The sequence below is a fragment of the Halomonas sp. I5-271120 genome, from assembly GCF_030553075.1.
Lineage (GTDB): Bacteria > Pseudomonadota > Gammaproteobacteria > Pseudomonadales > Halomonadaceae > Onishia > Onishia taeanensis_A.
Genome location: NZ_CP130701.1, coordinates 3,034,004 through 3,060,164 on the forward strand (window position 1 = coordinate 3,034,004; position 26,161 = coordinate 3,060,164).

At 60.8% G+C, this 26,161-nt stretch carries 26 protein-coding genes and 1 tRNA gene; 19 read left to right on the top strand and 8 right to left on the bottom strand.

Annotated features, from left to right (window positions below; all coding sequences use genetic code 11):
- Window positions 1–18: 18 nt before the first annotated feature.
- From Q2K57_RS13605 to Q2K57_RS18370, 12 genes are all read left to right on the top strand, one after another.
- Window positions 19–933 (top strand): urease accessory protein UreD, encoded by a 915-nt coding sequence (locus Q2K57_RS13605; protein ID WP_304525393.1) that lies wholly within the window; start codon window positions 19–21, stop codon window positions 931–933.
- Between the two features lie 159 nt (window positions 934–1,092).
- Entirely contained in the window at window positions 1,093–1,395 is a 303-nt protein-coding gene (locus Q2K57_RS13610) for an urease subunit gamma (RefSeq protein ID WP_112053180.1), read from the top strand.
- Between the two features lie 164 nt (window positions 1,396–1,559).
- Complete coding sequence (locus Q2K57_RS13615) at window positions 1,560–1,886, top strand: urease subunit beta (RefSeq protein WP_112053179.1); 327 nt, start codon at window positions 1,560–1,562, stop codon at window positions 1,884–1,886.
- Window positions 1,883–3,598: an urease subunit alpha gene (ureC, locus tag Q2K57_RS13620; RefSeq protein WP_304525394.1), complete on the top strand. Its 1,716-nt coding sequence runs from the start codon at window positions 1,883–1,885 to the stop codon at window positions 3,596–3,598. Before Q2K57_RS13615 ends, ureC begins: the two co-directional genes overlap by 4 nt.
- A 157-nt stretch (window positions 3,599–3,755) precedes the next feature.
- Window positions 3,756–4,316, top strand: a complete 561-nt coding sequence (gene ureE, locus Q2K57_RS13625; RefSeq protein ID WP_304525395.1) for an urease accessory protein UreE — start codon at window positions 3,756–3,758, stop codon at window positions 4,314–4,316.
- Window positions 4,306–5,019, top strand: coding sequence for an urease accessory protein UreF (locus Q2K57_RS13630; protein WP_304526706.1), 714 nt, complete (start codon window positions 4,306–4,308; stop codon window positions 5,017–5,019). The genes ureE and Q2K57_RS13630 overlap by 11 nt, the downstream gene beginning before the upstream one ends.
- Window positions 5,020–5,031: 12 nt before the next feature.
- On the top strand, window positions 5,032–5,697 hold the full coding sequence (gene ureG / locus Q2K57_RS13635; RefSeq protein ID WP_304525396.1) for an urease accessory protein UreG: 666 nt from the start codon (window positions 5,032–5,034) through the stop codon (window positions 5,695–5,697).
- A 132-nt stretch (window positions 5,698–5,829) separates the two neighbouring features.
- Window positions 5,830–6,420: a HupE/UreJ family protein gene (locus tag Q2K57_RS13640; RefSeq protein ID WP_304525397.1), complete on the top strand. Its 591-nt coding sequence runs from the start codon at window positions 5,830–5,832 to the stop codon at window positions 6,418–6,420.
- A 254-nt stretch (window positions 6,421–6,674) separates the two neighbouring features.
- Window positions 6,675–9,338, top strand: a complete 2,664-nt coding sequence (locus tag Q2K57_RS13645; RefSeq protein ID WP_304525398.1) for an EAL domain-containing protein — start codon at window positions 6,675–6,677, stop codon at window positions 9,336–9,338.
- On the top strand, window positions 9,329–9,967 hold the full coding sequence (locus tag Q2K57_RS13650; protein WP_304525399.1) for a biliverdin-producing heme oxygenase: 639 nt from the start codon (window positions 9,329–9,331) through the stop codon (window positions 9,965–9,967). Before Q2K57_RS13645 ends, Q2K57_RS13650 begins: the two co-directional genes overlap by 10 nt.
- A 4-nt stretch (window positions 9,968–9,971) precedes the next feature.
- Window positions 9,972–12,053 carry a sensor domain-containing diguanylate cyclase gene (locus tag Q2K57_RS13655; protein WP_304525400.1) on the top strand — a complete coding sequence of 694 codons (2,082 nt, stop codon included), beginning with the start codon at window positions 9,972–9,974 and terminating at the stop codon, window positions 12,051–12,053.
- A 206-nt stretch (window positions 12,054–12,259) separates the two neighbouring features.
- Window positions 12,260–12,424 carry a hypothetical protein gene (locus Q2K57_RS18370; RefSeq protein ID WP_369700268.1) on the top strand — a complete coding sequence of 55 codons (165 nt, stop codon included), beginning with the start codon at window positions 12,260–12,262 and terminating at the stop codon, window positions 12,422–12,424.
- A gap of 115 nt (window positions 12,425–12,539) precedes the next feature.
- Here Q2K57_RS18370 and Q2K57_RS13660 read toward each other — a convergent pair whose 3' ends face one another.
- The gene (locus Q2K57_RS13660) at window positions 12,540–13,616 is read right to left on the bottom strand and encodes a type I restriction endonuclease (RefSeq protein WP_304525401.1); all 1,077 of its coding nucleotides are present in this window, start codon (window positions 13,614–13,616) and stop codon (window positions 12,540–12,542) included.
- A gap of 305 nt (window positions 13,617–13,921) precedes the next feature.
- On the opposite strand from Q2K57_RS13660, the gene Q2K57_RS13665 reads away from it, so the two are divergent.
- Both Q2K57_RS13665 and Q2K57_RS13670 read left to right on the top strand, forming a co-directional pair.
- Window positions 13,922–15,489, top strand: a protein-coding gene (locus Q2K57_RS13665) for an IS3 family transposase (protein ID WP_304525029.1) whose coding sequence is annotated in 2 segments (ribosomal slippage) — window positions 13,922–14,401 and window positions 14,404–15,489 — 1,566 coding nt in all. Because the reading frame shifts where the segments join, the coding sequence is not laid out codon by codon here.
- A 451-nt stretch (window positions 15,490–15,940) separates the two neighbouring features.
- Window positions 15,941–16,486 carry a hypothetical protein gene (locus tag Q2K57_RS13670; protein ID WP_304525402.1) on the top strand — a complete coding sequence of 182 codons (546 nt, stop codon included), beginning with the start codon at window positions 15,941–15,943 and terminating at the stop codon, window positions 16,484–16,486.
- A gap of 407 nt (window positions 16,487–16,893) precedes the next feature.
- Here the strand turns inward: Q2K57_RS13670 and Q2K57_RS13675 are convergent.
- From Q2K57_RS13675 to bioB, 6 genes are all read right to left on the bottom strand, one after another.
- Window positions 16,894–16,978: transfer RNA gene (locus Q2K57_RS13675), tRNA-Leu, on the bottom strand.
- Between the two features lie 35 nt (window positions 16,979–17,013).
- A complete protein-coding gene (gene bioD / locus Q2K57_RS13680) occupies window positions 17,014–17,703 on the bottom strand; it encodes a dethiobiotin synthase (protein ID WP_304525403.1) in 690 nt (229 codons plus the stop codon).
- A gap of 25 nt (window positions 17,704–17,728) precedes the next feature.
- Window positions 17,729–18,547, bottom strand: a complete 819-nt coding sequence (locus Q2K57_RS13685; RefSeq protein ID WP_304526707.1) for a methyltransferase domain-containing protein — start codon at window positions 18,545–18,547, stop codon at window positions 17,729–17,731.
- Window positions 18,548–18,549: 2 nt separating this feature from the next.
- On the bottom strand, window positions 18,550–19,323 hold the full coding sequence (locus Q2K57_RS13690; RefSeq protein WP_304525404.1) for an alpha/beta fold hydrolase: 774 nt from the start codon (window positions 19,321–19,323) through the stop codon (window positions 18,550–18,552).
- A complete protein-coding gene (gene bioF, locus Q2K57_RS13695) occupies window positions 19,320–20,510 on the bottom strand; it encodes an 8-amino-7-oxononanoate synthase (protein WP_304525405.1) in 1,191 nt (396 codons plus the stop codon). The genes Q2K57_RS13690 and bioF overlap by 4 nt, the downstream gene beginning before the upstream one ends.
- Entirely contained in the window at window positions 20,476–21,567 is a 1,092-nt protein-coding gene (gene bioB, locus Q2K57_RS13700; RefSeq protein WP_304525406.1) for a biotin synthase BioB, read from the bottom strand. Before bioB ends, bioF begins: the two co-directional genes overlap by 35 nt.
- Before the next feature lie 256 nt (window positions 21,568–21,823).
- On the opposite strand from bioB, the gene Q2K57_RS13705 reads away from it, so the two are divergent.
- Both Q2K57_RS13705 and Q2K57_RS13710 read left to right on the top strand, forming a co-directional pair.
- Window positions 21,824–22,465, top strand: a complete 642-nt coding sequence (locus Q2K57_RS13705) for a ComF family protein (protein ID WP_258395863.1) — start codon at window positions 21,824–21,826, stop codon at window positions 22,463–22,465.
- Window positions 22,466–22,566: 101 nt separating this feature from the next.
- Window positions 22,567–23,553 (top strand): serine/threonine protein kinase, encoded by a 987-nt coding sequence (locus Q2K57_RS13710; protein ID WP_304525407.1) that lies wholly within the window; start codon window positions 22,567–22,569, stop codon window positions 23,551–23,553.
- A 187-nt stretch (window positions 23,554–23,740) separates the two neighbouring features.
- Here Q2K57_RS13710 and Q2K57_RS13715 read toward each other — a convergent pair whose 3' ends face one another.
- Complete coding sequence (locus Q2K57_RS13715) at window positions 23,741–24,316, bottom strand: hypothetical protein (RefSeq protein WP_304525408.1); 576 nt, start codon at window positions 24,314–24,316, stop codon at window positions 23,741–23,743.
- Window positions 24,317–24,560: 244 nt separating this feature from the next.
- On the opposite strand from Q2K57_RS13715, the gene folE reads away from it, so the two are divergent.
- The 3 genes from folE to Q2K57_RS13730 all read left to right on the top strand — a co-directional run bounded on the left by folE (window position 24,561) and on the right by Q2K57_RS13730 (window position 26,130).
- Window positions 24,561–25,118: a GTP cyclohydrolase I FolE gene (folE, locus tag Q2K57_RS13720; RefSeq protein WP_092527316.1), complete on the top strand. Its 558-nt coding sequence runs from the start codon at window positions 24,561–24,563 to the stop codon at window positions 25,116–25,118.
- 25 nt (window positions 25,119–25,143) lie between these two features.
- On the top strand, window positions 25,144–25,554 hold the full coding sequence (folX, locus tag Q2K57_RS13725; protein WP_112053147.1) for a dihydroneopterin triphosphate 2'-epimerase: 411 nt from the start codon (window positions 25,144–25,146) through the stop codon (window positions 25,552–25,554).
- Between the two features lie 66 nt (window positions 25,555–25,620).
- A complete protein-coding gene (locus Q2K57_RS13730; RefSeq protein ID WP_304525409.1) occupies window positions 25,621–26,130 on the top strand; it encodes a DUF4190 domain-containing protein in 510 nt (169 codons plus the stop codon).
- Window positions 26,131–26,161 lie beyond the last annotated feature (31 nt).

A 26,161-nucleotide genomic window follows, 5' to 3' on the forward strand; every position in this document is an offset into this window, starting at 1 on the left:
TTTGAGCCCCTGTCCCCGGTGACGTCGCCCCCCTTGACCAGCGGTCATTCCCTCACCAGCGGCCATCGCTTCGATGGCGAGCGTCACTGGGCCGCCGCCATCGAGCTCGGCTTTACCCGCCGTGAAGAGCCCGCCGGCAGCATGACCCGTCTGACCCGTGCCCGCCACCAGGGCCCACTGCGGGTTCAGCGGCCCTTTTATCCTGAGCCTCGCGGTGTCGAGGGAGAAGCCGGCAGCTGTCATGTCTATCTGCTGCACCCGCCCGGCGGGCTGGTCAGCGGCGATGCCCTCTCTATCGGTGCCGAGGTGGGCCCGGGCGCCCGGGCGCTGATCACCACGCCGGCCGCCAACAAGCTCTATCGGGCCGACAGCCACGGGGTGGCCTGGGCCCAGCATACAAAGCTTAGGGTGCAGGCCGGTGGCGAACTCGAGTGGCTGCCCCAGGAAACCATCGCCTTCGATGGCTCCCGTGGTGTGCAGAGCACCGAGCTTGCGCTTGAAAAGGAGGCGCGCTGCCTGGGTTGGGAGGTGCTGGCGCTCGGTCGCCCGGCCGGTGAACTGCCATTCGTCTCCGGGCATCTCGAGCAGCGCTTTTCCCTGACCCGCGACGGTCGCCCCCTGTGGCATGAGCGTCAGCTCCTCGACCCTACGCATCCACGCTTTTCAGGGCGCTGGGGGCAGGGCGGAGCCAGTGTGCAAGCCACCCTGTGGGCGGTGGGCCTCGATGATGAGGCCGGCGCCGTTGCCATGCTGCGTGAGGCGCTGCCGGCCTCGCCCCGTTGGGCAGTGACGCTGCGCCAGGGCGTGCTGCTGCTGCGCTATCTCGGCGATGAACGTAACGAGGCCTGGGCGCTTTGCCAGGCGGCCTGGATGCGGCTGCGGCCTTTGCTGTTGGGCCGAGAGGCCTGCGTGCCGCGCATCTGGATGACCTGACAGCAGCCGGAAGCTTGAAGCCAGAAGCCGGAAGAGATCGCCATCCGGCCAATGCGGGGCTTCAGGCTTCCATCTTCCAGGCGCGTAGCGTCGCTCTTCCAGCTTGGGAGCGACAGCCTGGGCACAGAAGATAAACAACATGATTTGGGAGCTACTCCGATGGAACTGACCCCGAGAGACAAGGACAAGCTGTTGCTGTTCACCGCGGCGCTGCTTGCCGAGCGTCGCCGTGCCCGCGGGCTCAAGCTCAACTACCCCGAGGCGGTAGCGCTGATCAGCGCCGAGATCATGGAAGGCGCCCGAGATGGGCGCAGCGTGGCCGAGATGATGAGCGCAGGCCGCGAGATTCTGACCCGCGAGGACGTCATGGAAGGGGTGGCCGAGATGGTCGACGAGGTGCAGGTCGAGGCGACTTTCCCGGATGGGACCAAGCTTGTCACCGTCCACAACCCCATTGTCTAAAACTGGCTGCACTCGGTCATGCTGTGTTGGCTTCGCATCAAAAAGTGCTCATTTACAGTCGTAAACTCGTGCGCGAGTCCGATCCTTTTTTTTGCTGCTTGCCGCCTTGCCTGACCATCTTTCGCTCAGTTTTAGCTATTTATTACATCGACGAGGCAGAGCTGATGATTCCCGGCGAGTATCAATTGAAGGACGGCGAGATCGCGCTGTGTGAAGGGCTCACGCGGATCACCGTGACCGTTGCCAATACCGGTGATAGGCCGATTCAGGTCGGCTCCCATTATCACTTCTTCGAGGCCAATCCGGCGCTGGACTTCGATCGTGCGGCGACCCGTGGCCACCGTCTGGACGTGGCCGCGGGTACGGCGATTCGCTTTGAACCCGGCCAGAAGCGTGAGGTGACGCTGATTCCCTTCGCCGGCACCCGTACCGTCTATGGCTTTCGTCAGCAAGTGATGGGCGCGCTGGATGGCAAAGGAGAGACATCATGAAGCCGGATTCAAGCATTAGCCGAAAGGCCTATGCCGATATGTATGGCCCGACCGTCGGCGACCGGGTCCGCCTGGGCGACACCGAGCTGTGGATCGAGGTCGAACGTGACGCCGCCTCCTATGGCGATGAGGTCAAGTTCGGCGGCGGCAAGGTGATCCGTGATGGCATGGGCCAGAGCCAGCGTGCCGATGACTCGGTGATGGACACGGTGATCACCAATGCGCTGATTCTCGACTGGTGGGGCGTCGTCAAGGCGGACGTGGGCCTGCAGGCCGGACGCATCGTGGCCATCGGCAAGGCCGGCAACCCGGACACTCAGCCGGGTGTCGAGATCGTCATCGGTCCGGGCACCGAGGTGATCGCGGGCGAGGGCAAGATTCTCACCGCCGGCGGCATCGATGCTCATATCCACTTCATCTGCCCCCAGCAGGTCGATGAGGCGCTGATGAGCGGGGTGACCACCATGCTCGGCGGCGGGACCGGTCCGGCCACCGGCTCCAATGCCACCACCTGCACGCCGGGCGCCTGGCACATCGGAAAGATGCTGCAGGCGGTGGATTCGTTGCCCATGAATATCGGCTTTCTGGGCAAGGGCAACGCCAGCCTGCCCGAGGCGCTGGAGGCGCAGCTCGAGGCGGGGGCCATGGGGCTCAAGCTCCACGAGGACTGGGGCACCACGCCTGCGTCCATCGACGCCTGTCTGTCGGTAGCCGAGCGCTATGACGTTCAGGTGGCGATCCATACCGATACCCTTAACGAGTCGGGGTTCGTCGAGGACACCCTGGCGGCGTTCAAGGAACGTGGCATCCACACCTATCACACCGAAGGGGCCGGGGGCGGTCACGCGCCGGATATCCTCACCGCCTGCGCCAAGCCCTATGTGCTGCCCTCATCGACCAATCCGACCCGGCCCTACACGATCAACACGATCGATGAGCATCTGGACATGCTGATGGTGTGCCACCACCTCGATCCTAATATTCCCGAGGACGTGGCCTTCGCCGATTCGCGCATCCGCCGCGAGACCATCGCTGCCGAGGATATCCTGCATGACATGGGGGTGATTTCGATGATCGCCTCGGATTCCCAGGCCATGGGCCGGGTGGGCGAAGTGATCTGCCGTACCTGGCAGACGGCCCACAAGATGAAGGTTCAGCGCGGCTTGCTGCCGGAAGACCAAGCGCGTGGTGCCGACAACCTGCGTGCCCGGCGCTACATCGCCAAGTACACCATCAATCCGGCAATCACCCACGGCATCGCCCACGAGGTGGGCTCGATCGAGGTCGGCAAGCTGGCCGACCTGGTGCTGTGGGATCCGGCCTTCTTCGGCGTCAAGCCGGCGCTGATCGTCAAAGGCGGGATGATCGCCGCCGCCCCCATGGGCGATCCCAATGCGTCGATTCCCACGCCGCAGCCGGTGCACTACCGGCCGATGTTCGGCGCCTTCGGCAAGGCGGCCAGCGCCACGCGGCTTTCCTTCGTCAGTCAGGCGGCGCTGGAAGCGGGCGTCAAGGAACGCCTGGGACTCGATAGTCCGCTGGTGGCCTGTCGCGACACTCGGGCCGTGCGCAAGTCGGACATGAAACTCAACGATGCCTGTCCGGCGCTCAGTGTGGACTCACAGACCTATGAGGTGCGCGCCGATGGCGAGCTCTTGACCTGCGAGCCGGCCACCGAGCTGCCGCTGGCCCAGCGCTATCACTTATTCTGAGCAGTGGGCGATAACCACACGTCAAGCGGCGCCGGTGGCAGGTCGAAGTGAGGGTCTTTTGCCATAGAAGGCAAAAGTAGCGTACAGGGAGGTGTTTTCAGCGCCCTCGCGAGACTGCCACAGGATCAGCCGCGGACAATTTCTAGAGACGATGCCAATGCTGAAATTGATCGAACGCCTGGGGTCCATCGAGGCGAGCCGGGCCAGCGACACCCTGACACTGCCCTTCGAGCTTCGCATGCGCGGGCGCCTCAAGGCGCAGAGCGATGGCGGGCAGGAAGTGGGGCTGTTTCTCGATCGCGGCCCGGTGCTTCGGGACGGAGAAGGCCTGGAAGCCGATAGCGGTGAGATCGTGATCATCCGTGCCGCGGCCGAACCGGTGGTCACGGCTCGGATTGATGCCGGACTGGCACTGGCGAGGCTTTGCTATCACCTGGGCAACCGCCATGTGGCGCTGGCCATCGGCGCGGATGAGGAGGGCGGCTGGGTGCGCTTCCCGCCGGATCATGTGCTGGAGGAACTGGCCGAACGGCTGGGCGCCACTATCCATCATCACCAGGCGCCCTTCGACCCCGAGCCCGGCGCCTATGCTCAGGCAGGGCACGCACATGGCCATTCACACGGTCACTCGCATGGCCATTCTCACGACCACTCTCACGACCACTCTCATGGCAGTGAAGACGGCCACGGCGCGCATGAGCATGATCATGTGCACTGAGTCGCGGGCACCTGCCGCGGAGGCTGCGGGTCAGGGCGATGATCTGGCCCTGCTGGGGCTGTTGCAGTTGGTCAGCCCGGCGCTGCCGATCGGTGCCTTTGCCTGGTCCCAGGGCCTTGAGAGCGCCTTCGAACTCGACTGGGTGCGCGACGAGGCGAGCCTTTACGCCTGGTTGTCCGGCGTGCTGGACGACGGCCTGTCACGCTGCGAGCTGCCGGTGCTGGCGCGCCAGCAAGCGGCCTTCGCGGTACAGGATGGCGAGGCGGTGGCGTACTGGGATGCCTGGCTGGCGGCCAGCCGCGAGACCCGTGAACTCGCCGAGGAAGACCAGCGGCTGGGGGCGGCGCTGACGCGGCTTCTTCGCAGCCTCGAGCTGTTGCCTGCAGCGTCCGAGCTACCGGATCAGGCCGGCTATGTGACGCTATTCGCCTGGCTGGCTCAGGTGCGCGGTGTACCGCCGCGCCAGGCGTTGCTGGGCTTTGCCTGGTCCTGGCTCGAGAACCAGCTGGCGGTGGCCTGCAAGGCGCTACCGCTGGGGCACACCGCCGCCCAGCGCCTCATCGAGCGGCTGCGGCCCGAGTTGGTGGTGGCCGTGGACCGCGCCCTCTCGTTTGATGACCACGAACTTGGCCCGCTGTTGCCGGGGCTGGCGTTGGCCAGCGCCCAGCACGAAACCCAATACTCACGACTGTTCAGAAGCTGAAGGAGCACCCTCATGAATCACTGCTTGCGTATCGGCGTCGGTGGCCCGGTCGGTTCGGGCAAGACCGCGCTCTTGAAGCAGCTGTGCCTGGCGCTGCGCGATTACTACGACATCGCCGTGGTGACCAACGACATCTATACCCGCGAAGATGCCGATTTCCTGCTGAGCCACGAGGCGCTGCCGGCTGACCGGATCCTTGGCGTCGAGACCGGTGGCTGCCCGCATACTGCGATTCGCGAGGATGCCTCGATGAATCTCGCCGCCATCGATGACCTGCAGGCTCGTCATCCTGGCCTCGAGCTGGTGCTGGTGGAATCCGGGGGCGACAACCTCTCGGCGACCTTCAGCCCAGAGCTCTCTGACCTGACGCTCTATGTGATCGACGTTTCCGCCGGCGACAAGATTCCCCGCAAGGGTGGCCCAGGCATCACCAAGTCGGACCTGTTGATCATCAACAAGATCGACATTGCCGAGCAGGTGCATGCCTCTCTCGACGTGATGGAGCGGGATTCGAAGAAAATGCGCGGCGACCGTCCCTTCGTGTTCGCCAATCTCTACGACGGCGTCGGCGTCGAGGAGGTCATCCGCTTCATTCTGGACCGTGGGATGCTGCCGGAGCGCCGGCCATCGGCCGCGCGCGTCGGCAGCGATGCGCACGAGGCCAGCTCGGCGGTTTGAGCGCGGCCGGTTCGCCACCTGATTTCGTCATGCGCTGTACTTTCGTCATGCGCTGTACCCAAGAAAATGCACAACTTTCGGCTACTCACGACTCACGACTCACGACATTCAACTAAAAAGAAGGACGCTACCATGCCCCGTGTTTCACGACTCACCGCTCTTGCCCTGGCGCCCCTGGCGCTGATTGCCGCCGGCGCGGCCAGCGCCCACGTCGGCCATGAGGCTAGTACGGGCGGCATGCTCGCCGGTTTTCTGCATCCGCTGACCGGGCTGGATCACCTGCTGGCACTATCGGCGATCGGCCTGTGGAGTGCGCGCCAGCCACGTCCACTGGGTCGTGCCGTGCCCGGGCTGGCAGCGCTTGGCATGTTGCTGGGGGCAGGGCTTGCCTGGGGCGGGCTGAGCCTTCCCGGCGTCGAGACCGGCATTTCCCTGTCGGTATTGCTGGCTGGCGTGCTGCTCGCCGGCCTGGTACGTATGCCCGCGGGTATCAGCGCAGTGTTGGTGGTGGCGTTCCTGGTCTGCCACGGTCAGGCTCACGCGACCGAAATGCCGGTTGGGGCATCGCTGATGGCATATCTGGCCGGTTTCCTGCTGGCAACCTTGGGCATTGGTCAGCTTGGTCGGTCAGTAGGTCAAGCGCTGTTGCATCGCGTACCGCACCTTGATCGTGTGGCTGGCGGCCTAGTGGCGCTTGCCGGAGGGGTACTCGTCATCGGTTGAGTTACCAGATGGATGCTAAGCAAGTCGTCAACGCCCGGCCCTGCGCCGGGCGTTGATATTTGTGAGCCGAGAAAAATCAAGAAAAACGAGGTGTTGCCGATGACTGTTCAAGGGGGGATCATTGCCCCTATACAAGAAGTAAAATAGCTGGCTTTAACTGGCACTTTCTTCTTGACGCATGATGTCGACGTATCCCTTGGGCTAAGCCCATTGGGGGCGCTTGAAGCTGAATTTGGTCGGGAGGACACCAGTCCATGGCGCCACCCCTAGCCTCGGAACAGGTATTTCGCGAGTTGGCTGATGGATTGGCCCTAGACAATCCAGCAGATAGTTTCTTTTCGGAACTCGCTGTCTGTCTGGCACGAATACTGCGGGTCGATCACGTGATCGTTGCTTGTATAGACCCATCGGATAATACGATGGCACGTACCCTTGGCCTTTGGTCGCGGGGGCGCTTGCTGAATAATTTTAGTTATCCCTTGGCGGGCAGCCCATGTGAACGAGTGATCCGAAATGAGCCTTGCCACTATCCGGAAAAGGTCTGCGCGGTCTTTCCGGATGATGACCTGCTGGCTGATCTGGCTGTTGAGTCCTATCTGGGCATGCCTATCATCGATCGCAGCGGCGAAACGCTGGGACTGATCGCGGTATTGGACGCAGGGCCTTTATGGTCGCCTGATATCGCCAGGGAGGCCCTGCGAATAGCCGCGATGCGCGTGGGGGCCGAGTTATCCCGTCAACGCATCATGACAGCCGTGGAAGAGAGCGAGCGCAGGCTCGATACCCTGATGAGCCATCTTCCCGGCATGGCGTATCAACGCCTTCACGACCGTGAAGGCAGCCTCACGTTCGTGAGTCACGGTGCAGAGGCCCTCACCGGCTTCGATGCTACGCACTTGACCGCTGATGACGGTTATCCCTTCATGGAAATGGTCCATCCCGACGATCGGCAGCGTATTCAGCGCCAGATCGTGCAGGATGTCGAACAGCGCCGCCCGTACCAGTTGAACTACCGGTTGCGCACGGCGGATGGCGATACCTCCTGGGTTTCCGAGCAGGGGCAGGCCGTATTCGATGCCGGCGGGAAAATCGCCTGGCTGGAAGGCTTCATCTTCGATAACACGCGCCAGTACGAATCCCGGCGCATTCAGCAGGCGGTGATGCAGATCGCCTCATCGGTCACGGCGATGGGAGGCAAGCCTTTCTTTGACCAGTTGGTCGATCACCTGACTTGGGCACTAGACGCCGATGCCGGCATCATTGCGACCATCGATGCCAGCTTGGCTGATAGTTGCATGTCGACCCAGGCTGCGGTGATCGATGGCCGGAAGGTCGAGAACTTCAGTTACGCTCTGAAGGGAACTCCCTGTGAAGAGGTCATGGAGAAAGGTGTTTGCATCATCACCGACAAGGTCGCCAAGATTTTGCCGCCTCAGGCCGACCGTTTTCTCGGCTGGGCTCGAGGCTATATCGGTCTGAGGTTGGATCACAGCAATGGGGATTCATTGGGGCTGTTGGTGGTCATGTTCCGCTCTCCTCTCGATGATCCCGACTTCGTGACTACCGTTCTCAAGATTTTCGCTGCCAACGCGGCCGCCGAACTCGAGCGACAGATGAGTGGCGACTACATCAAGCGTCTGGCCTTCTCCGACCCTGAAACCGGCTTGCCCAATCGCGCATCCTTCATGGCACAAGTGAGCGATGCCTTGGAAAAGGCCCGATCTGACCATAAGACTCTTGGCCTGCTGTTAATGGACCTCAGGCGCTTCAAGGAGATCAACGATACCTTCGGACACAGTGTCGGTGACAGCGTGCTGGCAGCCGCCGGGCAGCGCTTTTGTGGCATGCAGCACCAGGATAGCGAATTGCTGGCGCGTCTCGGCGGCGATGAGTTTGCGGTGCTGATCGAGGCGCCGACCGCTACCATGCTGGCTGACCGCATGCTTTGCTATCAGCAGAGCCTGGAAGCACCGCTGCAGGTGGATGAACGCTGGTTCATGCTGGATGTCAGCATTGGCGGTGCCCTTTACCCCGAGCATGGCATGAGCCCTGGCGAGCTTTTTCAGCACGCCAGTCTGGCGGCGCATCACGCCAAGCGCCAGGGAGAAGGGCGATGCCTTTATGATGAGCAACTGGGCAGTGCCATCCTGCGTCGCCAGCAACTGCTTGATGATTTCATCCTGGCAATGCGCGACGGGCGCCTGATGCTCCAGTATCAACCTCAGGTGGATCTCGCCACTGGAGCGCTTTCTGGTGCTGAAGTGCTATGCCGTTGGTTTGATGACGAGCGTGGCTGGGTGAGTCCCGGGGAGTTCATCCCGCTTGCAGAAGAACGTGGTCTGATGAAAGAACTCGGTGGCTGGGTGCTCAAGACGACCAGCAAACAACTACGAGACTGGAAACGGTCCGGGGTGGCAGTGGTGCCCCGTATCTCGGTAAACGTGTCGGCTCAGCAGCTGGAAGATGTTAGTTTTGGCGAAGAGGTTGCGCTACATACCATGGGGGTCTGTCCGGCGAACATCGGGTTGGAACTTACCGAGAGCGGCTTCATGCGCGACCCGGAACAGGCCATCGGACTCATGCAGGCGCTCAAGGCCCAGGGCTTTGGTCTCGCCATCGACGACTTTGGCACCGGCTACTCATCTCTGGCATATCTCAAACGCTTCGCTGCCGATACCCTCAAGATCGATATATCTTTCGTGCGTGATATGCTCTCTTCGAGCCATGATTACACCATCGTCACCACAATCATTGCGATGGCGCGGAGCATGGGGATGAAGACGGTTGCTGAAGGGGTCGAAACGATCGAACAGGCCCAGGCGCTTGCCGAACTCGGCTGCGACCAGGCACAGGGGTTCTACTATGGCCGCCCAATGAGTGCCGAGGACTTCGCCATGAAGTGGCTGCAATGGCCTTGATGGCCCAAGCACTGACGGTTTCTCGACATGCAGGGTTGCGTACGATCCTGCGTGATGAAACGAGTGAATTGCATCGACGCGTCGAGCGTCACCCCCTGCTTGCGCCATTGATGAAGCCAGGCCTGACGCGTCAGGCCTATGCATTGGTGCTAAAAGCTTTTCATGAATTCTATGTGGCGCTGGAGCCATGGCTGCTACCAGCGCTGCAACGTGGATGGCCCGACCCAGGGCTATATCATTACCAGTGCCGCGCGGCACTGCTTGCCCATGACCTTCGTGATCTTGGCTATCGGCCCATGACACCTCCTGCTCGCCCCTTGGCCTGCGAGTCACCTATCGAGCTTGACTCGCGCGGGAGCGTGTTGGGAGTGCTATATGTGTTAGAAGGCGCTACTCAGGGAGGACGCGTGATAGCGCCGCGCGTTGTCCGAGAATTGGGGCTGTCGCCGGGCTTTGGAGCGCGCTATTTCCATTTGTACGCCGATCAGTGCTGGGATGATGTTCTCGCGCTGATGGCGGCTCCCTCGTTGCAGTCCTGTTCTCGCCGCGCGGTGGAAAGTGCCAGACAGACCTTTCTTACCTTGCAGGTTCATCTTGATCGCTGGCATCAAGTCGGCCTGCGGAGCTGAAACCGTGCCAACCTATTCCGAAGAAGAGCTCACGGAAGCGCTGGCCGAATGTGCCCGCGAGCCGGTGCATATTCCCGGCGCGATCCAGCCAGCCGGCTGCCTTGTCAGCCTGAATGCAGACCTTACCCGTGTTCTTCAGGTCAGCAGTAATCTACAAGAGCTTCTTGGCATACCGGTTGATGAGGCGCTTAGTCATCCTCCCGCCCATAGCCTTGGCGAGGAGCTGATAACGCGTCTTGGCACCCGCTTGACGGCGGATATGGGCAAGACGGTGGTCGATGACGTCCTTACATCAGTCGCCACTGACGAGCGCTGTCGTGCCACGGCCTATCGCAGCGGGTCGAGAGTGGTGGTGGAGATCGAGTTGCTGGGGCCATTGGGTGAGCTCGAGATTTTGACCACTGTCAGCCACTGGCAAACGCGACTTGCCGCCCAGAACAGCGAGGATGAATTGCTGCAAGTACTGGTTGAAGGGGTGCGGGCACTGACACGGCATGATCGGGTGATGGTCTACTCCTTCGATTCCGAATGGAATGGACAGGTGAAAGCCGAAAGCCGCAGCGACGGGGTCAATAGCCTGCTCGGACATCGTTTTCCGGCCAGCGATATCCCGAACCAGGTCAGGGCGCTCTACGACATCAACCCAGTGCGCAGTATTCCTGATGCTAAAGCCAAGTCTCTGCCGCTGGTGCCGAAGCAATGTCCGCAGAGCGGCGAGCCGTTAGACCTCTCGGTGGGAAACCTGCGAGCCGTGTCGCCGGTGCATCAGGAGTATCTGCACAACATGGGGGTGGCGGGCTCGCTTTCGGTTGCCATTCAGGGAGATGAGCAGCTCTGGGGGCTGGTGGCCTGCCATGCGATGTCGCCGCTTACGCTATCGCCGGCATCTCGTGATGCAGCCCATTTGTTGGCGCAGATGGCCATTCAGCGCTTTCAGCGCCTGCGTCTCATGTCTCAGCAGCGTTTTCGCCAGCGTGTTCAAGAGACCCGGGTACTGCTTTATGAAACTCGGGAAGAGCTGCTGGGGGCCGACGACCTAGTCCAGCGTCATGGCGACGGTTGGCTGAGCCTGTTTCGGGCCAGCGGCGTCGGCATGGTTTATGCCGATACAGTATCCCGAGTGGGTAAACTGCCCGACGCCGCTACGCTGAGCAAGGTGGCTGCCTGGCTAGCAGAATCGCAGTCGCGCGCTACTGCCTGGCACAGCGATGAGCTTGCAGAGACGCCCCTCGGAGAGTGGGTGCAGCCTCAGTGCAGCTGTGGCTTGCTTGCCGTGCCGCTGTCAGTGGACATTGATCGCCAGGGCTGGCTGATGCTGTTCCGTGAAGAGCATCGTGAGACGTCTCTGTGGGCGGGTCGTCCTGAGGATATTCCCAAGATGAAGAATGGGCGACTGGTGATGTCGCCTCGTCACTCCTTCGATGTTTGGCAGCAGGAACTGACCGGACATAGCGCCCCCTGGCAGGAAGCAGAGGTCCTGGCGGTTCAGGATCTGGGTGAGGATCTCGCGATTGCCGCCTCGGCGAGCGAAATTTTTAACCTCAACGAGACACTCTATCAAGAGCGTCAGGCACTGGCCGAGGCCAACCGTCGGCTTGAGCGCCTGGCGCTCACCGATCCTCTGACCCAGATATGGAACCGTTATCGTATCGAAACGGCATTGGAAGCAGAGCTAAATGCCGCCGCACGCTATGGGCGAGAAGTTTCGGTTCTGCTGTTCGATATCGATCACTTCAAGTCAGTGAATGATCGCTTTGGCCATGAGGTTGGCGACCGAGTGCTGACTTTGCTCGCGCAAACGGTGTGGAACGCATTGAGGTCCTGCGATGCGGTTGGCCGCTGGGGCGGCGAAGAGTTTCTCGTGCTTTGTACCGGATGCACCGACGAGGACGTGATGGGGCTGGCGAGTCGTCTGCTGAAAGCCGTTTCAGACGTGGACTTCGAGGAAGTGGGGCAAGTGACCATCAGCATCGGCGCTGCATGCTGGAAGCCGGGCGAGTCACAAACCGACCTGATCAGACGCGCCGATAAAGCCATGTACCAAGCCAAACAAGGTGGGCGTAACCGAGCAGAAAAGAGCGAGTAGCTCTGTTTGAGTGTGGATATGGCCTTTTCTGGCGAGGGCCTGGACTTCGTGCGGGCTATGTCCCGCTCATCGCGGTGGGGGCAAGTGACCCCCACCGTTGCTTGATGCCAGCGGATGGCTGGTTCGAGTGACTGACGATAGATGGGAATAATCAGCCGTACTTTCTATGCTGGGCGGATCTCGAACTGATCTGGCTGGCAGGCATCGTGAGCGAACGACCAGACGGGAAATCCGTCTGCGCGATTCTCACTAAAGTGGCGCGCGACATTGTCACGGGCATCCACCACCACCGCATGCCGCTGGCCCTAGATATTGAGAGCCCTGAGCCTTGGCTCGCCCCTTACCAGACCGACCGCGAAATCATCCGCTAGGTGGTTCACCACCTGCCCGCCGACACTCTCACTCGCTGCTCCGCGTGAACCGACCGGGGAATGATTACGCCAGCTTGATTGAGTCGCTGCCTGCCTAACTCTGACCATTGATCCGTTATTCGAGATACTCGCCCACGGTAGTTTTCAGTTGGTCCTTGTGCTGGAAGAGGTCACTGACAGAGTCTATCTCGATGCGGTTTTCTTTCTTGTCGATGAAAAAGCCTACCCGCTTGACCGACTTCGCATTGAAGTGGAAACGGCAGATTGGTTTACGGTTGTTGTCATCGAGAAGTACCGCGCAGTAGGACTTAGCATCGCGCATGACCACGCGGCTAACATCGACCTGTTCTGCTAATAGTGACCGGACGATGTTATATGCGTCGACTTCTTCCTGCGTGGTGATGATGCCATCATCATCTGTGTCATGATCTTCGGCCGTTTTATTGGGTGCTGAAGTTGACTGGGTAGCATCAATGTCGTTGCTGGCAAGGGCGCCACGCAGGCGTTGGGCCACTTGCTCCTTAATGTAGAGCTTGCCTGCTTCTTTGATGATTGGCGTAAATTCCTCGATCACCTGTCGGGTCTGACGGCCTTCGTATATCTTGCCGATGATGAATTTGACGAACTCCTCCGGAATGTCTCGGAATACTTCATCAATGCCCTGTTTCGCCAGGTTGGTGTACTTGAGCCGGTTGGCGGTGCCGAGGATGGCATCAACATCGAAATTGGGCTTGGTGAACTTCCTGAGCTCGTCGATATCTTGGTCGTTGAAGTCTCCGAGGTCGAAGGTAAAGAAGGGGTGAGTGTCTAGCTTGTTCTCGGAGTCCAGGTCGGAATAGAACCGGTACTCAAACCCGTTCGTCAGGATGGCAAATTTGGCATCCGTGCAAGCAAAGTAGCGATAAAGCTGGTTGTACTGGACGTTGGCTAGGTTGGTGCCCAGCGGTTTGCATTCCATGAGGATCGAGAGGTTTCCGTCGGCACGAATGGCGTAATCGACCTTTTCGCCTTTCTTAGTGCCTACGTCTGCAGTGAACTCCGGGATCACCTCGCGGGTGTCGAAGGGGTCGAATCCCAAGGCACTGATGAACGGCATCACGAGGGCGGTCTTGGTGGCTTCCTCACTCTGGATATGATCGATCTGCTCTTCGCCACGGCGTGCGATATGCGATAGTTTCTCGTTGAGTTCCATGGCGCGTCCTTGCTTTCGGTGGAGTGGTGTAACTCAAGGCTATACCTACTCACATAATAGTGACAAAGGACCATGGTCTTAACGAATAAACGCTAGTTTTGTCTTGCAAGTTGGTGTCTGGCCGACGAACGGTGTTCTTTTGCTAACTTTTTGCCCCATCGCTGGCTTCTGTGCCGCGTGGTCAGTGAATTGCCCGCAATCGAGGCAAGTTATCCGATATTGCTGCTTGCCCCCTCTGTCAGCCTAGTTGTCCAGTTGGCGATTTTGCCTGAATCCACATCAGAGTGGGCGGCATAGGATTGTTCATGCCACGTTATTCCGAGGAACGTAAGGCCGCGGTGCTAAAGAAGCTGCTACCGCCTGACAACCGCAGTGTGGCGTCGGTGGCCGCCGAGGAAGGCATATCGGATGCGACCCTGTATGGTTGGCTGAAAACATGCCGCCGACAAGGAGTGCCTGTGCCAGGGAACCGTAAGACCGGAGATGATTGGTCAGCTGACGCCAAGCTGGCTGTGGTGATTGAAACGGCTTCTCTATCAGAGACCGAGCTTGGCACGTATTGCCGGGAAAAAGGCTTATACCCTGAACAGGTGCAACGCTGGAAGGAGGCCTGCCTCCAAGGTGCCGGCATGCAGGAAAACCGAGATAAAGCCGCTCAGAAGCAGCAGCGCGATGACCGCCGTACGATCAAGAAGCTGAAGGCCGACGTCCGTCGCAAGGACCGGGTTCTGGCAGAAACGACCTCGTTGCTGGTGCTGTCAAAAAAGCTCGAAGCCTTGTACGGCGAAGCCCCGGACAACGAGGACGACTAACGTCGTTGAGCGAACGTACAAGGCTGTTGAAGGACTTTGATGAGGCGGTGGCTGGTGGCGCGGCACGCTATAAGGCAGCCGAAGTGATGGGGCTGAGTCAGCGCACCTTAAAACGCTGGCGACAGATCAATGGCAGCGTGACCATGGATCAGCGCCCGCACGCCGCGCGTGTTGCGCAGCCCCATCAGCTCACTCAGGCGGAAGAAGAGGCGATTCTGAACACCTGTTGCCAACCAGCGTATCAGAGCTTGCCGCCATCACAGATCGTACCTCTTCTGGCAGATCAGGGCCGTTATCTGGCCTCGGAGTCATCGTTTTATCGGGTACTGAAAAAGCACCAGCAGCTGAACCACCGGGGCCGCATGACGCCAGCCCGCAAGGCCGCTGAACCGACCAGCTTCACGGCCTCGGGACCCAACCAGATTTGGAGTTGGGACATCAGCTACTGCCCCTCTGAGGTGCGTGGTCAGCACTGGTACCTGTACCTGATCCTGGACGTCTATAGTCGCAAGATCATTGCCTGGGAAATCCATGACAACGAGTCTGGATACTTGGCAAAACAACTGGTTGAGCGCGCGCTGCTGCGTGAGGGTTGCTGGCAAACGCCGCCGGTTCTGCACTCGGATAACGGCGCGCCGATGACCTCTTACACCCTGCGCGCGAGACTGGCGGAGCTGGGCATGCTGATGTCCCATAGCCGACCACGCGTGAGCAACGATAATCCTTATTCAGAGGCGCTGTTCCGCACCGTTAAGTACTGTCCAGCGTGGCCAGCGAAGGGCTTTTCCTCACTGGCCGTTGTGCGGGAATGGATGTTGTCGTTCGAGCACGCCTACAATGAACAACACCTTCACAGTGGCATTAACTTCGTCACGCCTGCCGACCGGCATCGTGGCACGGATACTAAGCGCTTGGCCGAGCGAAAAGGGGTTTATGAACGCGCAAAGCGCCTGAATCCCAAGCGCTGGTCTGGCGACGTTCGACGCTGGGAGGCCATCGGACAAGTATCGCTCAATCCTGGCAAGCCGCAGGAAAAAGAACGGAATCAGAAAGCTGCTTAATGGAAGCGATTTGGACAACTGGGTTGAAAACTACCGCTCGCATGGCTGGCCTCTTGTCGAAGACTGTTTATATATACAGTATTCGGCATGAGAGCTGGTTTAGGCAAACACTAATATGTCGCCCTGCACCATGAAGAGGTGACCGAAGCCCGCCACGGCGAGGCCGAGGGAGCAATGCGTCATGGCCATACGGTACCTGGTAGGGCAGATGTTGCGCTTGGTCATTGGGACCAGCCATGGCTGGGCAAAATCATTCCTCGCAAAAGGGCGGCGCCTTCTACACTGGGTAGTGGCCGTAAGGCTCTCTGGCAGAAATCGGCAAACAAGAATAGACAGCAAAAACGGTGGCCGTTGTCGGCAGCATGGTGCGGATGACAAGGAACTTGGATACTCAAGCCCGCCAGAGTACGACAGACTTGATTAAACGCTAATATTAATAAGAGGTATTATCATGGATATTTTAATAAAGTCTTCTCTGCCCGTGCTGGTTGGTGCGTCTCTTCTGTTTGCGTCCTCGGTCATGGCCCAAGAGGTAGGCCCCAGGGTGGGTGACAGGGAATTCTCCCTCTCCGGTACCGGTAGTAGCAACAAGGACTTCGACAGCAGCAGCTTTGGTATTTCCGGCGACTACGGCTGGTACCTGACCGGTAGCACGCTGGCGGGTATTCGTCAGAGCGTCAATTTTGCTGACGTGGCCGGCGAGGGGTTCTCTGACAATTTCTGGAATGGCAGTACTCGCGGCTTTGCCGATTACCACTTCGGCCAAGGCGCGGCGCGTCCCTTTGTTGGCGCCTCACTCGGCGCTATTTATGGTGACGGCGTGAAAGACACTGGCATCGCCGGCCTGGAAACTGGCCTCAAGTACTATCTGCTGTCTACCACCTTCATCCAGGGCAGAGCCGAGTACCAGTTCTTGTTCGATAGCGGCGATAGTGCCGAACAAAACTACGACAATGGCGCCTGGGCCTATACCTTCGGCATGGGTATCAACTTCTGAGGATCAGAAGTGATTCCATGACCAGGCTGCTCTGTGCTGTGCGCCCCAAGCACTCAGGGTCTCCCTGATGAGTGGCTTTGCATACCCTTGATGATCATGTTTCGGGTGGGTCATCAGGGGTTGAATAACGTCCGGGCCGGCTCTGGAGAAGGTCGTTAGCGTCAAAGCTAGCGGCACGCCATGCGCCATGGGGCTGGGCGTGACAACAATGGCCAAGGCATCGATGGAGATCCGTGGCGCTGTGTCTGGATGGATCGATGGGACCGATATATGAGGAGCGAATCAGACGATCGGAAAAGCTGACCGGATAGCTGCTTGTACGATGCTTGAAACAGACCCGATATGGGCCGTCGAGGCAGTAAGCTGAGGGGGAGGGTCTTGCTATACACTTGCTATCAACAGGTAGGTGGTGCGGATGGGGAGACTCGAACTCCCACGCGCTAAGGCACTAGAACCTAAATCTAGCGTGTCTACCAATTCCACCACATCCGCAACGCTGCAATATTCTAGAGATGACAGCCGCTAAGTCAAGGTAAATCCGGAAGTTTCAAGTGCCTGCCGGCCTGTTCGGGTAGTGTGTCGTTCGGGCCATCGGTGAGATGAGGGACACGGCCCAGGCAGGGAGCTGACAAGTGGTGAGCGAGGCTCGCCAGATTGTCATCGGCTTCGTCGAAGTCGGTGGTGATGCTATTGGCGACCCAGCCTGCAAGCCGCAGGCCCTGAGCCCTAATCGCTTCGGCGGTGAGTCGTGCGTGGTTAATGCAACCAAGCTGCATTCCGACGACGAGAATCACTGGTAGCTGCAGGGCGCCGGCCAGGTCGCTCAGGTCCCCGTTGTCGTTGAGCGGTACTCGCCAGCCGCCTGCGCCCTCGATCAGCGTCAGGTCGCGCTTGAGGGCCAGAGCTTCCGCCATGGCCTCTGTCAGCGTCGCCAAATGCAGCGTGTCGCCCGCCTGGCGGGCCGCCAGGTGCGGTGCAATGGCGGGGGCATAAGCAAAGGGGTTGATGGTGGTGTAGTCGACCTCAGGATGACTGCGGGCCTGCAGGGCCAGGGCATCATCATTGCGGTAGCCTTCGGCATGCAGGTGGCACCCCGAGGCCACGGGCTTGAGGCCCAGGGTTGTCAGGCCGTGACGTCGCGCCAATGCCAGCAGCCCCGCGGTGACCAGCGTTTTGCCGGCATCGGTGTCGGTTCCGGTGATGAAATAGGTCGCCATGCAATATCCGTAAATCTTCGGGTCGTCAGGTTTTGATGAGCTCAAGTGTCAGGCGTTGATAGCTGACCGGCAGGCCCTGGCTGTCGCGTATTTGCTCGAAGCGCTCCTTGGCACGGGCGACGTCACGCCGGGTCAGGGCGCTGGCAGGGCGTGACAGTTGCGCCCCTACGCCCTTGATCGAGGCCATCACCGCCGCAAGGTCGGCGTAATGAAAGCGCTCCTCGACCTGCTCGAGAACCACGTTATCGAAGCCGGCTCGGTAGGCCGATTGCTCAAGTGCCGAGGTGGGCGTGAAGCTGAGCAGGGCGCCGGGTCGCGACCAGGCCCAGCCGACTTCGGTGAGGGTGCCGGGGCCGAGGGTGTTGATCAGCGCTCGTCCGCCGGGTCGCAGCACTCGCTGAAGCTCTGCCAGCACGGCGTTAAGGTCCGGACACCACTGGATGGCCAGGTTGGAGAACACCAGGTCCATACTTCGGTCGGCCAGCGGCAGATGGGCGGCGTCACCGCATAGCCAGCCAAGCCTGTCGCCATGCTCGGCCCGGGCTCTTTCCAGCATGCCTGGGGCCAGGTCGAGCCCGAACACCTGGGCAGGCAGGCCTGTCGCCGAATAGCGCTGGGCCAGGCGGGCCGTCCAGTGGCCGGGGCCGCAGCCCAGGTCAAGAACCTGTGTCGCCGTGTCGGGAAGCCGCTGCCAGAGGGCTTGTCCCATGGCCTGCTGTGCCGTGGCCAGCTCGCCATAGCGGGGGGCGGCACGGCTGAAGGCATGGGCGACGCGCTGACGCCAGTCGTTGGCGGTTGATGCCGGTGTTGCGGCCGTTAATGGATTCGAGAGGGTCGTTGCCAGGTTCACGCACGCTCCCTGCGAGGCAGTGGATCGGTGTCCTCATGTGCCCTTGCTGCATGCTCGTGTGCCAGTGCGGCCAGTCGGTCGGCAAGGATCTCCGGCTGTGAAAGCTGCGGACAGTGGCCGGCCTGGTCGATTGGCCGAGCCACATGATGCGCCGAGGCGGGGGTGGCAGTTGCGGTCAGCGGGTCCCGCTCGCCCGTCACGGTGAGTATCGGGCAGGGGGGAGAGGCACAGATCTCGGTATTGTCGAGTCTTTCTAGCCAGTCGAGGCCAGCGCCAAGACTGGCAGGCGTGGCGGGGGGGGCATTGCCAATCAGTGCTTGCAGTTGGCGATGAGCATGGCGCGGCCGTGGCTCACCGCTTAGCTGCCAGCGCAGGAAGTGGCGCCAGGTGGCCAACGCGTCCTGTTGGAAGGCGTCGTGGAAGGCCGCCAGGGCGGCTGGCGTCACACCACCTCGCGCCTCATCCAGGCTCGTGAAACGCTCACGCATGCCCAGTAACACCAGCGCCTGTGGTGCCGGCAAATGCTTCAGCAGTGACGTCGCCAGCAGGCCGCCCAGCGACCAGCCGACCCAAAGGGCGTCCTGGGGAAGATCATCAGCCATGGTCTTTGCCAATGTCGCCAGATCCTTTGGCGTGCCGGCATCTTGGCGAATACCGTAGCCGGGCCAGTCCGGCGTTGTAACGTTGATATCGGCGGGCAGTGAGGCGACCAGTGGCTGCCAAATGCGGGCGTCTATGCCCCAGCCGGATAGCAGAACGAGCCGCGTCACGATGCCTTGGCCTCTCGGAACTTGAGTTCGGCGAGCACGTCGAGCAACGCCTGGATGTCGTCCGACTCGTGTAGGGCGTTGAGCACGACTCTAAGGCGTGCCGTGCCGCGGGGCACGGTCGGGTGGCGAATCGCACCTACCATGAAGCCGGCCTCGCGCAGGCCCAGGCTCCAGCGCATGACGCGCTGATTGTCGCCCAGCAGAATGGGCTGAATGGGCGTTGCGGAGTCCATCAGCGGTAGCCCGAGGGCTTCGGCTGCCTGGCGGAAATGCTGGATATGGGCATGCAGCCTTTCTCTGCGATCGGGTTCCTGCTCGCTGATATCCAGCGCGCGCAGCGTTGCATGAGCCATGCCTGGAGGCTGGGCCGTGGTGTAGATATAGGGCCTGGCGAACTGTGTCAGGGCGTCGATCAGCACATCGTCACCTGCCACGAAGGCGCCACAGCTGCCGAAGGCCTTGCCCAGTGTGCCGACCAGCACAGGTACCTGCTGGGTAGAGAAACGCTGTCCCACCAGGCCGTCACCTTGCTCGCCCAATACGCCGATGCCGTGGGCATCGTCGATCATCAGCCAGGCCCCCTGGCGATGGCAGATGGCGGCGAGGCCTTCCACGTCGGCCGTGTCGCCGTCCATGCTGAAAACGCCATCGCTGACCACCAGCTTGGCGGGTTCTCGCGGTGCCCGCCTCAGGAGACGCTCGAGATCGTTAAGATCTCGATGGTGAAAGCGCCGTGAAGGTGATTGGGCCAGTCGGGCTCCATCGAGCAGTGAGGCGTGATTCAGCCGGTCCTGGAACACTCGTGTCTCGCCATCACACAGAGTCTGAAGCACGCCGAGATTGGCCATGTAGCCCGTGGAGAAAAGCAGCGCCCTTGGCCGTCCGGTGAGCTCGGCCAGACGTTCCTCCAGGGCCTGGTGTACCAGGAAGTGGCCATTGACCAGGTGGGAAGCGCCGGCGCCGGCGCCCTCACGACGGGCGCCTGCTGCCAGGGCTTCGGCGACCCGAGGGTCGCGAGCCAAGCCCAGGTAGTCATTGCTTGCGAAGTCGCGCAGCGGAGCCCGCGGGTTCGGCGACATGCTCAGGCGTTCTCGCCACAGATCCTGCTTGCGCTGGCGGGCCAGTCGCGCTTCGAGGCGGCTCTTGAGCACGTCAGGCGATGTTGTCGGTCTCGGCGGTGGCATCATAGAAGAGCTCCTGGGGGGCCTTGCGTTCCATGGCCTGGCGGCGCAGTGAGGCATCCAGGGCTGCTTCCTGCTCGGTTTCGTCCTGACATATCCGGTTTTCCTCGGGGTGTAAGCCAAGCTTGTCGAACAGAGTCCGGTCACGCAGAACGTCGGGGTTTTCGGTCGTCAGTAGCTTGTCACCATAGAATATCGAGTTTGCGCCGGCGATAAAGGCCAGGGCCTGCGTCGACTCGTTCATCAGCTCGCGTCCGGCGGACAGGCGCACATGACTCTTGGGCATCATGATGCGCGCTACGGCGATGGCGCGCACGAAATCAATGGGGTCCAGGTCATCGACATTCTCGAGCGGGGTACCCTTGACCTTGACCAGCATGTTGATGGGCACCGATTCCGGGTGCGGGGACAGGCTGGCCAGCTGCCTGAGCATCGAGGCGCGGTCGCGAGGCGCCTCACCCATGCCGAGAATGCCGCCGGAGCAGATCTTCATGCCGGCATCGCGCACGTTGGCCAGGGTCTCGAGGCGTTCGTCATAGCGGCGTGTGGTGATGATCTCGCCGTAGTACTCCGGTGAGGTATCCAGGTTGTGGTTGTAATAATCCAACCCGGCGGTGGAGAGCTGCTGCGCCTGGTCATCGTCGAGCATGCCAAGCGTCATGCAGGTCTCAAGTCCCAGCGATTTGACCTGGCGGACCATCTCCAGCACCACGTCCAGATCTTTCTGGCGCGGGCTGCGCCAGGCGGCCCCCATGCAGAAGCGGCTGGCGCCGGCGGCCTTGGCGTCTCGCGCCTGCGCGACCACTTTCTCGATTTCGAGCAGCTTCTCCTTGCCAAGGCCGGTGTTGTAGTGGCCGGACTGCGGGCAGTACTTGCAGTCTTCCGGGCAGGCGCCGGTCTTGATCGACAAAAGAGTCGACACCTGTACGGCATTGGCATCGAAGTGCTGGCGGTGGACCTGCTGGGCCTTGAAGAGCAGGTCATTGAAGGGCAGGGCGAACAGTGCCTCGATCTCGTCGAGATGCCAGTCATGGCGAATGGCGGCGGGGCTGGCTAAGGTCATATCAGAGGCACTCGCAATGTCTGGTTAACTTTTATTTCGCTTGGAGTTAACGGTGATGATAGGGGCTTCAACTTTACTGTCAACCGAATGGCTTTCGGTGGTTGACCGTTGGCTGCGGTTTGCCCTGCCCGGTCATTGCGCTTTCTGTCTCGGTGAAACGCCTCCTGGCGCGCATTGGTGCAATGCCTGCGCCGCGACGTTGCCGTGGAATACGCTCGCCTGCGTGGGCTGTGCCGAACCGATGGCTGAAACATTGATGTCGGGCAGTCGTCGGCTCGATGGCGCCATTCGCTGCGGTGCCTGTCTGACCCAGACCCCCGCCTTCGATAGTGCTTGGGTGCCGCTGCGCTATGAGCAAGAGGTCATGCGCCTGGTGCAGGCGTTCAAGTTTTCGGCTTCGCCGCGGGCGGGTACGCTCTTGCTGTCGCTTATCGAGGCGGGTCTGACGGAGAGGCGTGAAGAGGGTGCTGAAGAGCGTCATGAAGAGCGTCTTGAAAAGGGTTCGGAAGGCGGGACTGCAGAAAGCACGGTGTCATCGGCTTTTGGTCGGCGGCCAGACGCGGTGATCCCGGTGCCGCTGCATCCGCGGCGTGCAAGGGAGCGCGGGTTCGATCAGGCCGATTGGCTGGGGCGACGGCTCGCCCGTCGGTTGGGGGTGCCTTGCATGACGGCGCAGCGGGTACGCATGACGCCGACCCAGCGCGGCCTGCCGCGCAAGGCGCGTCGTGCCAACCTGCGTAATGCCTTCATGATCGAGCGGCCGTTGCCTGCGCATGTGGTACTGCTCGACGATGTGATGACCACCGGTGCCACCTTCGATGCCCTGGCAAAGGCCTGCCGGGCGGCGGGTGCTCAGCGCATCGAGGCCTGGGCGGTGGCGCGCACCCCCAGACGCTGATCTCGGGTGCTGTGCTTAATGTTTGAATTCAGGGTGCTTAGTCAGGCTACAGAGGCGATATCTGCTAGCATGCCTGTCTATTTGCCAATCAGGATCACGCCGTGGCCGACGCCCCCCACCCCTTCGAACAGCTAAGCCCCGCGCGCATCGTCGATGCCGTCGAGTCGCTGGGCTTCTGGTTGCCAGGAGAACCCTTCGCACTCAACAGCTACGAGAATCGGGTCTTCCTGTTTCATGATGACGAGCGGCGTCGCTGGGTGGCCAAGTTTTACCGTCCCCAGCGCTGGAGCGATGCTCAGATCCAGGAGGAGCATGACTTCCTGGCCGAGCTGGATGCGGCGGATGTCCCGGTGGCAGCCCCTTGGCGCGATGCCAAGGGCGTCAGCCTGCACCTCTTCGAGGGCTTTCGCTTTGCGCTTTTCCCGCAGGTCAGCGGCCAGGCGCCGGAGCTCGATAATCCGGCCCATCTCTTTGCCCTTGGTGATCTGGTCGGCCAGCTGCATGCGATTGGCGACCGACGACCCTTCGAGCATCGCCAGCGGCTGGACATGACTCGCATGGTCGAGGAAAGCCGCGAGCAGGTGCTGACATCTCCCTGGTTGAGCCGCCAACAGCGCCAAGCCTACGAGCGTATCAGCGCTACCCTAGGCGAACAGCTCAAGGCGCGCGCGTTTCCGGCCGAATCGCTGATTCGTACCCATGGAGACTGTCATCTGGGCAATATCCTGGGGCGGGACGAGCACTTCGCGCTGGTCGATTTTGATGACTGCCTGATGGCGCCGGCGGTTCAGGATCTATGGATGATGCTGACCGCCCAGCACGATCAGGAAGCACAGATGCAACTGTCCGAGTTGCTCGAGGGCTATGAGCAACATCGGGATTTTCCTCGCAGGGAGCTGGCCTGGATTGAGCCATTGAGGAGTCTGCGCCTGATTCGCTACGCCGCCTGGCTGGTGACGCGCTGGTCAGACCCGGCGTTCCCCAGGGCCTTTCCCTGGGTCGCCGACGAGGGCTATTGGGATCAGCACCTGCGCACGCTCGAGCAGCAGCGTCAGCTTCTAGAGGGCAAACCGCGCTGGCTGGCCTGAGCGGGGAGGGCGAAGGGATGGAGCGAGCGCTGCACTGGCGAGCACAGCATTGAGTACGACAGGTACCGAGCAGAGAGTAGCTGAATCTCGAGATGTCAGGCAGCAAGAAAAGAGGCGCGCTGATGGAAGGTCGGGCAATGGTCGCAATGCCGCTCGTCGGTGGTGTCTGGGTTACTGGGCTGGAAGTCTACTGAGCTGACGTTTCATTGGAATGAAGGCGTTGTTCATTGAGGCGAAGTGAGGGGTTGTCCTGGGCCTCGATGACCAGTGCCTGCCCCAGTTCGAGCTGGAAGGCATGAGCCGGGCGCAACTCGGCACTCTGGCAGCCTTGCTCGTTGCTTGCAGTGCAGGTGGCATCGACGCCGAAGTCGCCATTGGCTTCGCGGGCCGCCGCCGAGAACTCGCCGCTGTAGATCTCGCGAGCATCGCCCATCATGCCGATGCAGGTCAGGGTGTTGGCGGATAACCGTATGCGCCCCTCGACTAGGCGGGCATTGGCGGTGATCAGGCAGTGCGACGGCAGCTCGTGTGACGCCTCTTGTCCGTCGGCAGATAGAGGGCTGTCTACGGATTCGCGTACCACCGCGGGTTTAAGCAACACGTTGGCACGGCTTGGGGTTGCCTGATCGAGACTCAAGGTATCGATGACCTGCACATTGATACGGGCCTCTGAAGGAAGACGCAGGGTATCGCCCATGGCCAGGTTCGGCAGTGTCAGGCCGGCCGCCAGCAGGAGAACATGGCGTTTCATCATAGGGGGCATCTCAGTGTCCAACGGGCCTTTCGGGGTATGGAGTTCATTTTACCATAGGGCTGTTTGAAGGCATCAGCCACCGGCTGAGGGCCGCACGCGGCATGATGTCACGCCGTTGGCGGGTATTCTCCGGGAGCAGCGCTGCATGGTGGCGCCGGGTAGGATAAAATTAACGGCTTTATGACATTTCGATGTTGTACGAAAAAAGAAATCTGTATACCTTTTGTATATTATTTAGCGTAAAGGCCCAACCATGACCGAACAACTCGCCGATCATTTTCGTCAGATCATCACCGGCCTGGGCGAAGACCCGGAGCGAGAGGGCCTGCGCGACACCCCCAAGCGGGCCGCCAAGGCCATGCAGTTTTTGACCCACGGTTACGAGCAGTCGCTCGAGTCGCTGATCAATGGGGCCGTTTTCGAATCCGAAACCGACGAGATGGTGCTGGTTAAAGACATTGAGCTGTATTCGATGTGTGAGCATCACATGCTGCCCTTTATCGGCAAGTGCCATATCGCCTACCTGCCTAGCGGCAAGGTGCTGGGGCTTTCCAAGTTCGCCCGCATCGTCGACATGTATGCGCGACGCCTGCAGATTCAGGAGAATCTGACGCGCCAGATCGCCGAGGCCGTCCAGCAGGTCACCGATGCCCGCGGTGTAGCGGTGGTCATCGAGGCCAAGCATCTTTGCATGATGATGCGCGGCGTCGAGAAGCAGAATTCCAGCATGAGCAGCTCCGTCATGCTGGGTGCTTTCCGCGCCAACCAGTCGACTCGCCAGGAATTCCTGACCCTGATCAACGGACGCTGAGCCGCTCACTCGAAGGGAGTTCGCCATGCCGCTGCACGCCTTGAACGACCAGCATCTTGATCATGACCTTGCTACCATCCGCATCAAGAACCTTCGATTGCGGACCTATATTGGCATCAAGGAAGAAGAGATCCGCAACCGTCAGGATGTGGTGATCAATGCGGTGATTCGCTATCGCGCGGATCGTGCGGTGCAGTTCAACCACATTGACCAGGCGCTGAACTATCGCACCATTACCAAGCACGTCATCACGCATGTGGAAGAGAACCGCTTCCTGCTGCTCGAACGCATGACGCGGGAGGTGCTAGATATCATCATGTCCTACGAGCAGGTGCTGACGGCGCAGGTCGAAATCGACAAGCTCCACGCCCTGCGCTTCTCTGATTCGGTGTCTATCACGCTGTCCGATTCTCGGGAAGTGGCTGCTGATGCCTGAATGACTTGGTGACAGTGGCCAATTCGGCTTAGCATGGAAGCTAGCGTCGATTGACAGGAGATTCCCTTGGACGGCGACATCCTCGCCTTCGATGATGACGCCCAGCAGGGCGTCGTCGAGGCCACTGACGGTCAGCGATTTACCTTCCAGCTTTCTGACTGGCGTGGCCGGGGTCTGCCTGGGCCTCACATTGCGGTGCGTTTCACGCCGCGAGGTGAGCGAGCCGAGCAGCTGATCAACCGGCCGGAAGCCCAGCTCAAGGCCAGAGCCAGCCGGCCCCATCCCCCTCAAGATGACGCCAGGGATGCCGCTTCTCATCGGCATTCCGGCTTTGCCATCGCGGCCATTAGCGTGGCGTTTCTTAGCATGTTCCTCGACGGCCAGGCCCCCTTGTTGGGCCTCGTGGCTGCCGTGCTGGGCGTGCTGGGCCTGAGACAGATTCATCGCGCGCCTCAGCGCTATTCGGGGCGACTGTTCTGCTGGGGGGCCATTGGCCTGGCATTGCTGCTGGCCGTTCTGTCAGTCTTGGTGGATCCATCGATGCCGGTGGAGTCATCGATTCAGCCTCCCCACTGATTTGGCATCATCCGCATGCGGTTCGGGTCAT

What these genes read in the sequence shown, in the direction of transcription:
- Q2K57_RS13610 (WP_112053180.1), top strand. Translation starts at nt 1,093, where the DNA reads ATGGAACTGACCCCGAGAGACAAGGACAAGCTGTTGCTGTTCACCGCG.
- Q2K57_RS13615 (WP_112053179.1), top strand. Translation starts at nt 1,560, where the DNA reads ATGATTCCCGGCGAGTATCAATTGAAGGACGGCGAGATCGCGCTGTGT.
- ureC (WP_304525394.1), top strand. Translation starts at nt 1,883, where the DNA reads ATGAAGCCGGATTCAAGCATTAGCCGAAAGGCCTATGCCGATATGTAT.
- ureE (WP_304525395.1), top strand. Translation starts at nt 3,756, where the DNA reads ATGCTGAAATTGATCGAACGCCTGGGGTCCATCGAGGCGAGCCGGGCC.
- Q2K57_RS13630 (WP_304526706.1), top strand. Translation starts at nt 4,306, where the DNA reads ATGTGCACTGAGTCGCGGGCACCTGCCGCGGAGGCTGCGGGTCAGGGC.
- ureG (WP_304525396.1), top strand. Translation starts at nt 5,032, where the DNA reads ATGAATCACTGCTTGCGTATCGGCGTCGGTGGCCCGGTCGGTTCGGGC.
- Q2K57_RS13640 (WP_304525397.1), top strand. Translation starts at nt 5,830, where the DNA reads ATGCCCCGTGTTTCACGACTCACCGCTCTTGCCCTGGCGCCCCTGGCG.
- Q2K57_RS13645 (WP_304525398.1), top strand. Translation starts at nt 6,675, where the DNA reads ATGGCGCCACCCCTAGCCTCGGAACAGGTATTTCGCGAGTTGGCTGAT.
- Q2K57_RS13650 (WP_304525399.1), top strand. Translation starts at nt 9,329, where the DNA reads ATGGCCTTGATGGCCCAAGCACTGACGGTTTCTCGACATGCAGGGTTG.
- Q2K57_RS13660 (WP_304525401.1), bottom strand. Translation starts at nt 13,616, where the DNA reads ATGGAACTCAACGAGAAACTATCGCATATCGCACGCCGTGGCGAAGAG.
- Q2K57_RS13670 (WP_304525402.1), top strand. Translation starts at nt 15,941, where the DNA reads ATGGATATTTTAATAAAGTCTTCTCTGCCCGTGCTGGTTGGTGCGTCT.
- bioD (WP_304525403.1), bottom strand. Translation starts at nt 17,703, where the DNA reads ATGGCGACCTATTTCATCACCGGAACCGACACCGATGCCGGCAAAACG.
- bioF (WP_304525405.1), bottom strand. Translation starts at nt 20,510, where the DNA reads ATGATGCCACCGCCGAGACCGACAACATCGCCTGACGTGCTCAAGAGC.
- bioB (WP_304525406.1), bottom strand. Translation starts at nt 21,567, where the DNA reads ATGACCTTAGCCAGCCCCGCCGCCATTCGCCATGACTGGCATCTCGAC.
- Q2K57_RS13705 (WP_258395863.1), top strand. Translation starts at nt 21,824, where the DNA reads ATGTCGGGCAGTCGTCGGCTCGATGGCGCCATTCGCTGCGGTGCCTGT.
- Q2K57_RS13715 (WP_304525408.1), bottom strand. Translation starts at nt 24,316, where the DNA reads ATGCCCCCTATGATGAAACGCCATGTTCTCCTGCTGGCGGCCGGCCTG.
- folE (WP_092527316.1), top strand. Translation starts at nt 24,561, where the DNA reads ATGACCGAACAACTCGCCGATCATTTTCGTCAGATCATCACCGGCCTG.
- folX (WP_112053147.1), top strand. Translation starts at nt 25,144, where the DNA reads ATGCCGCTGCACGCCTTGAACGACCAGCATCTTGATCATGACCTTGCT.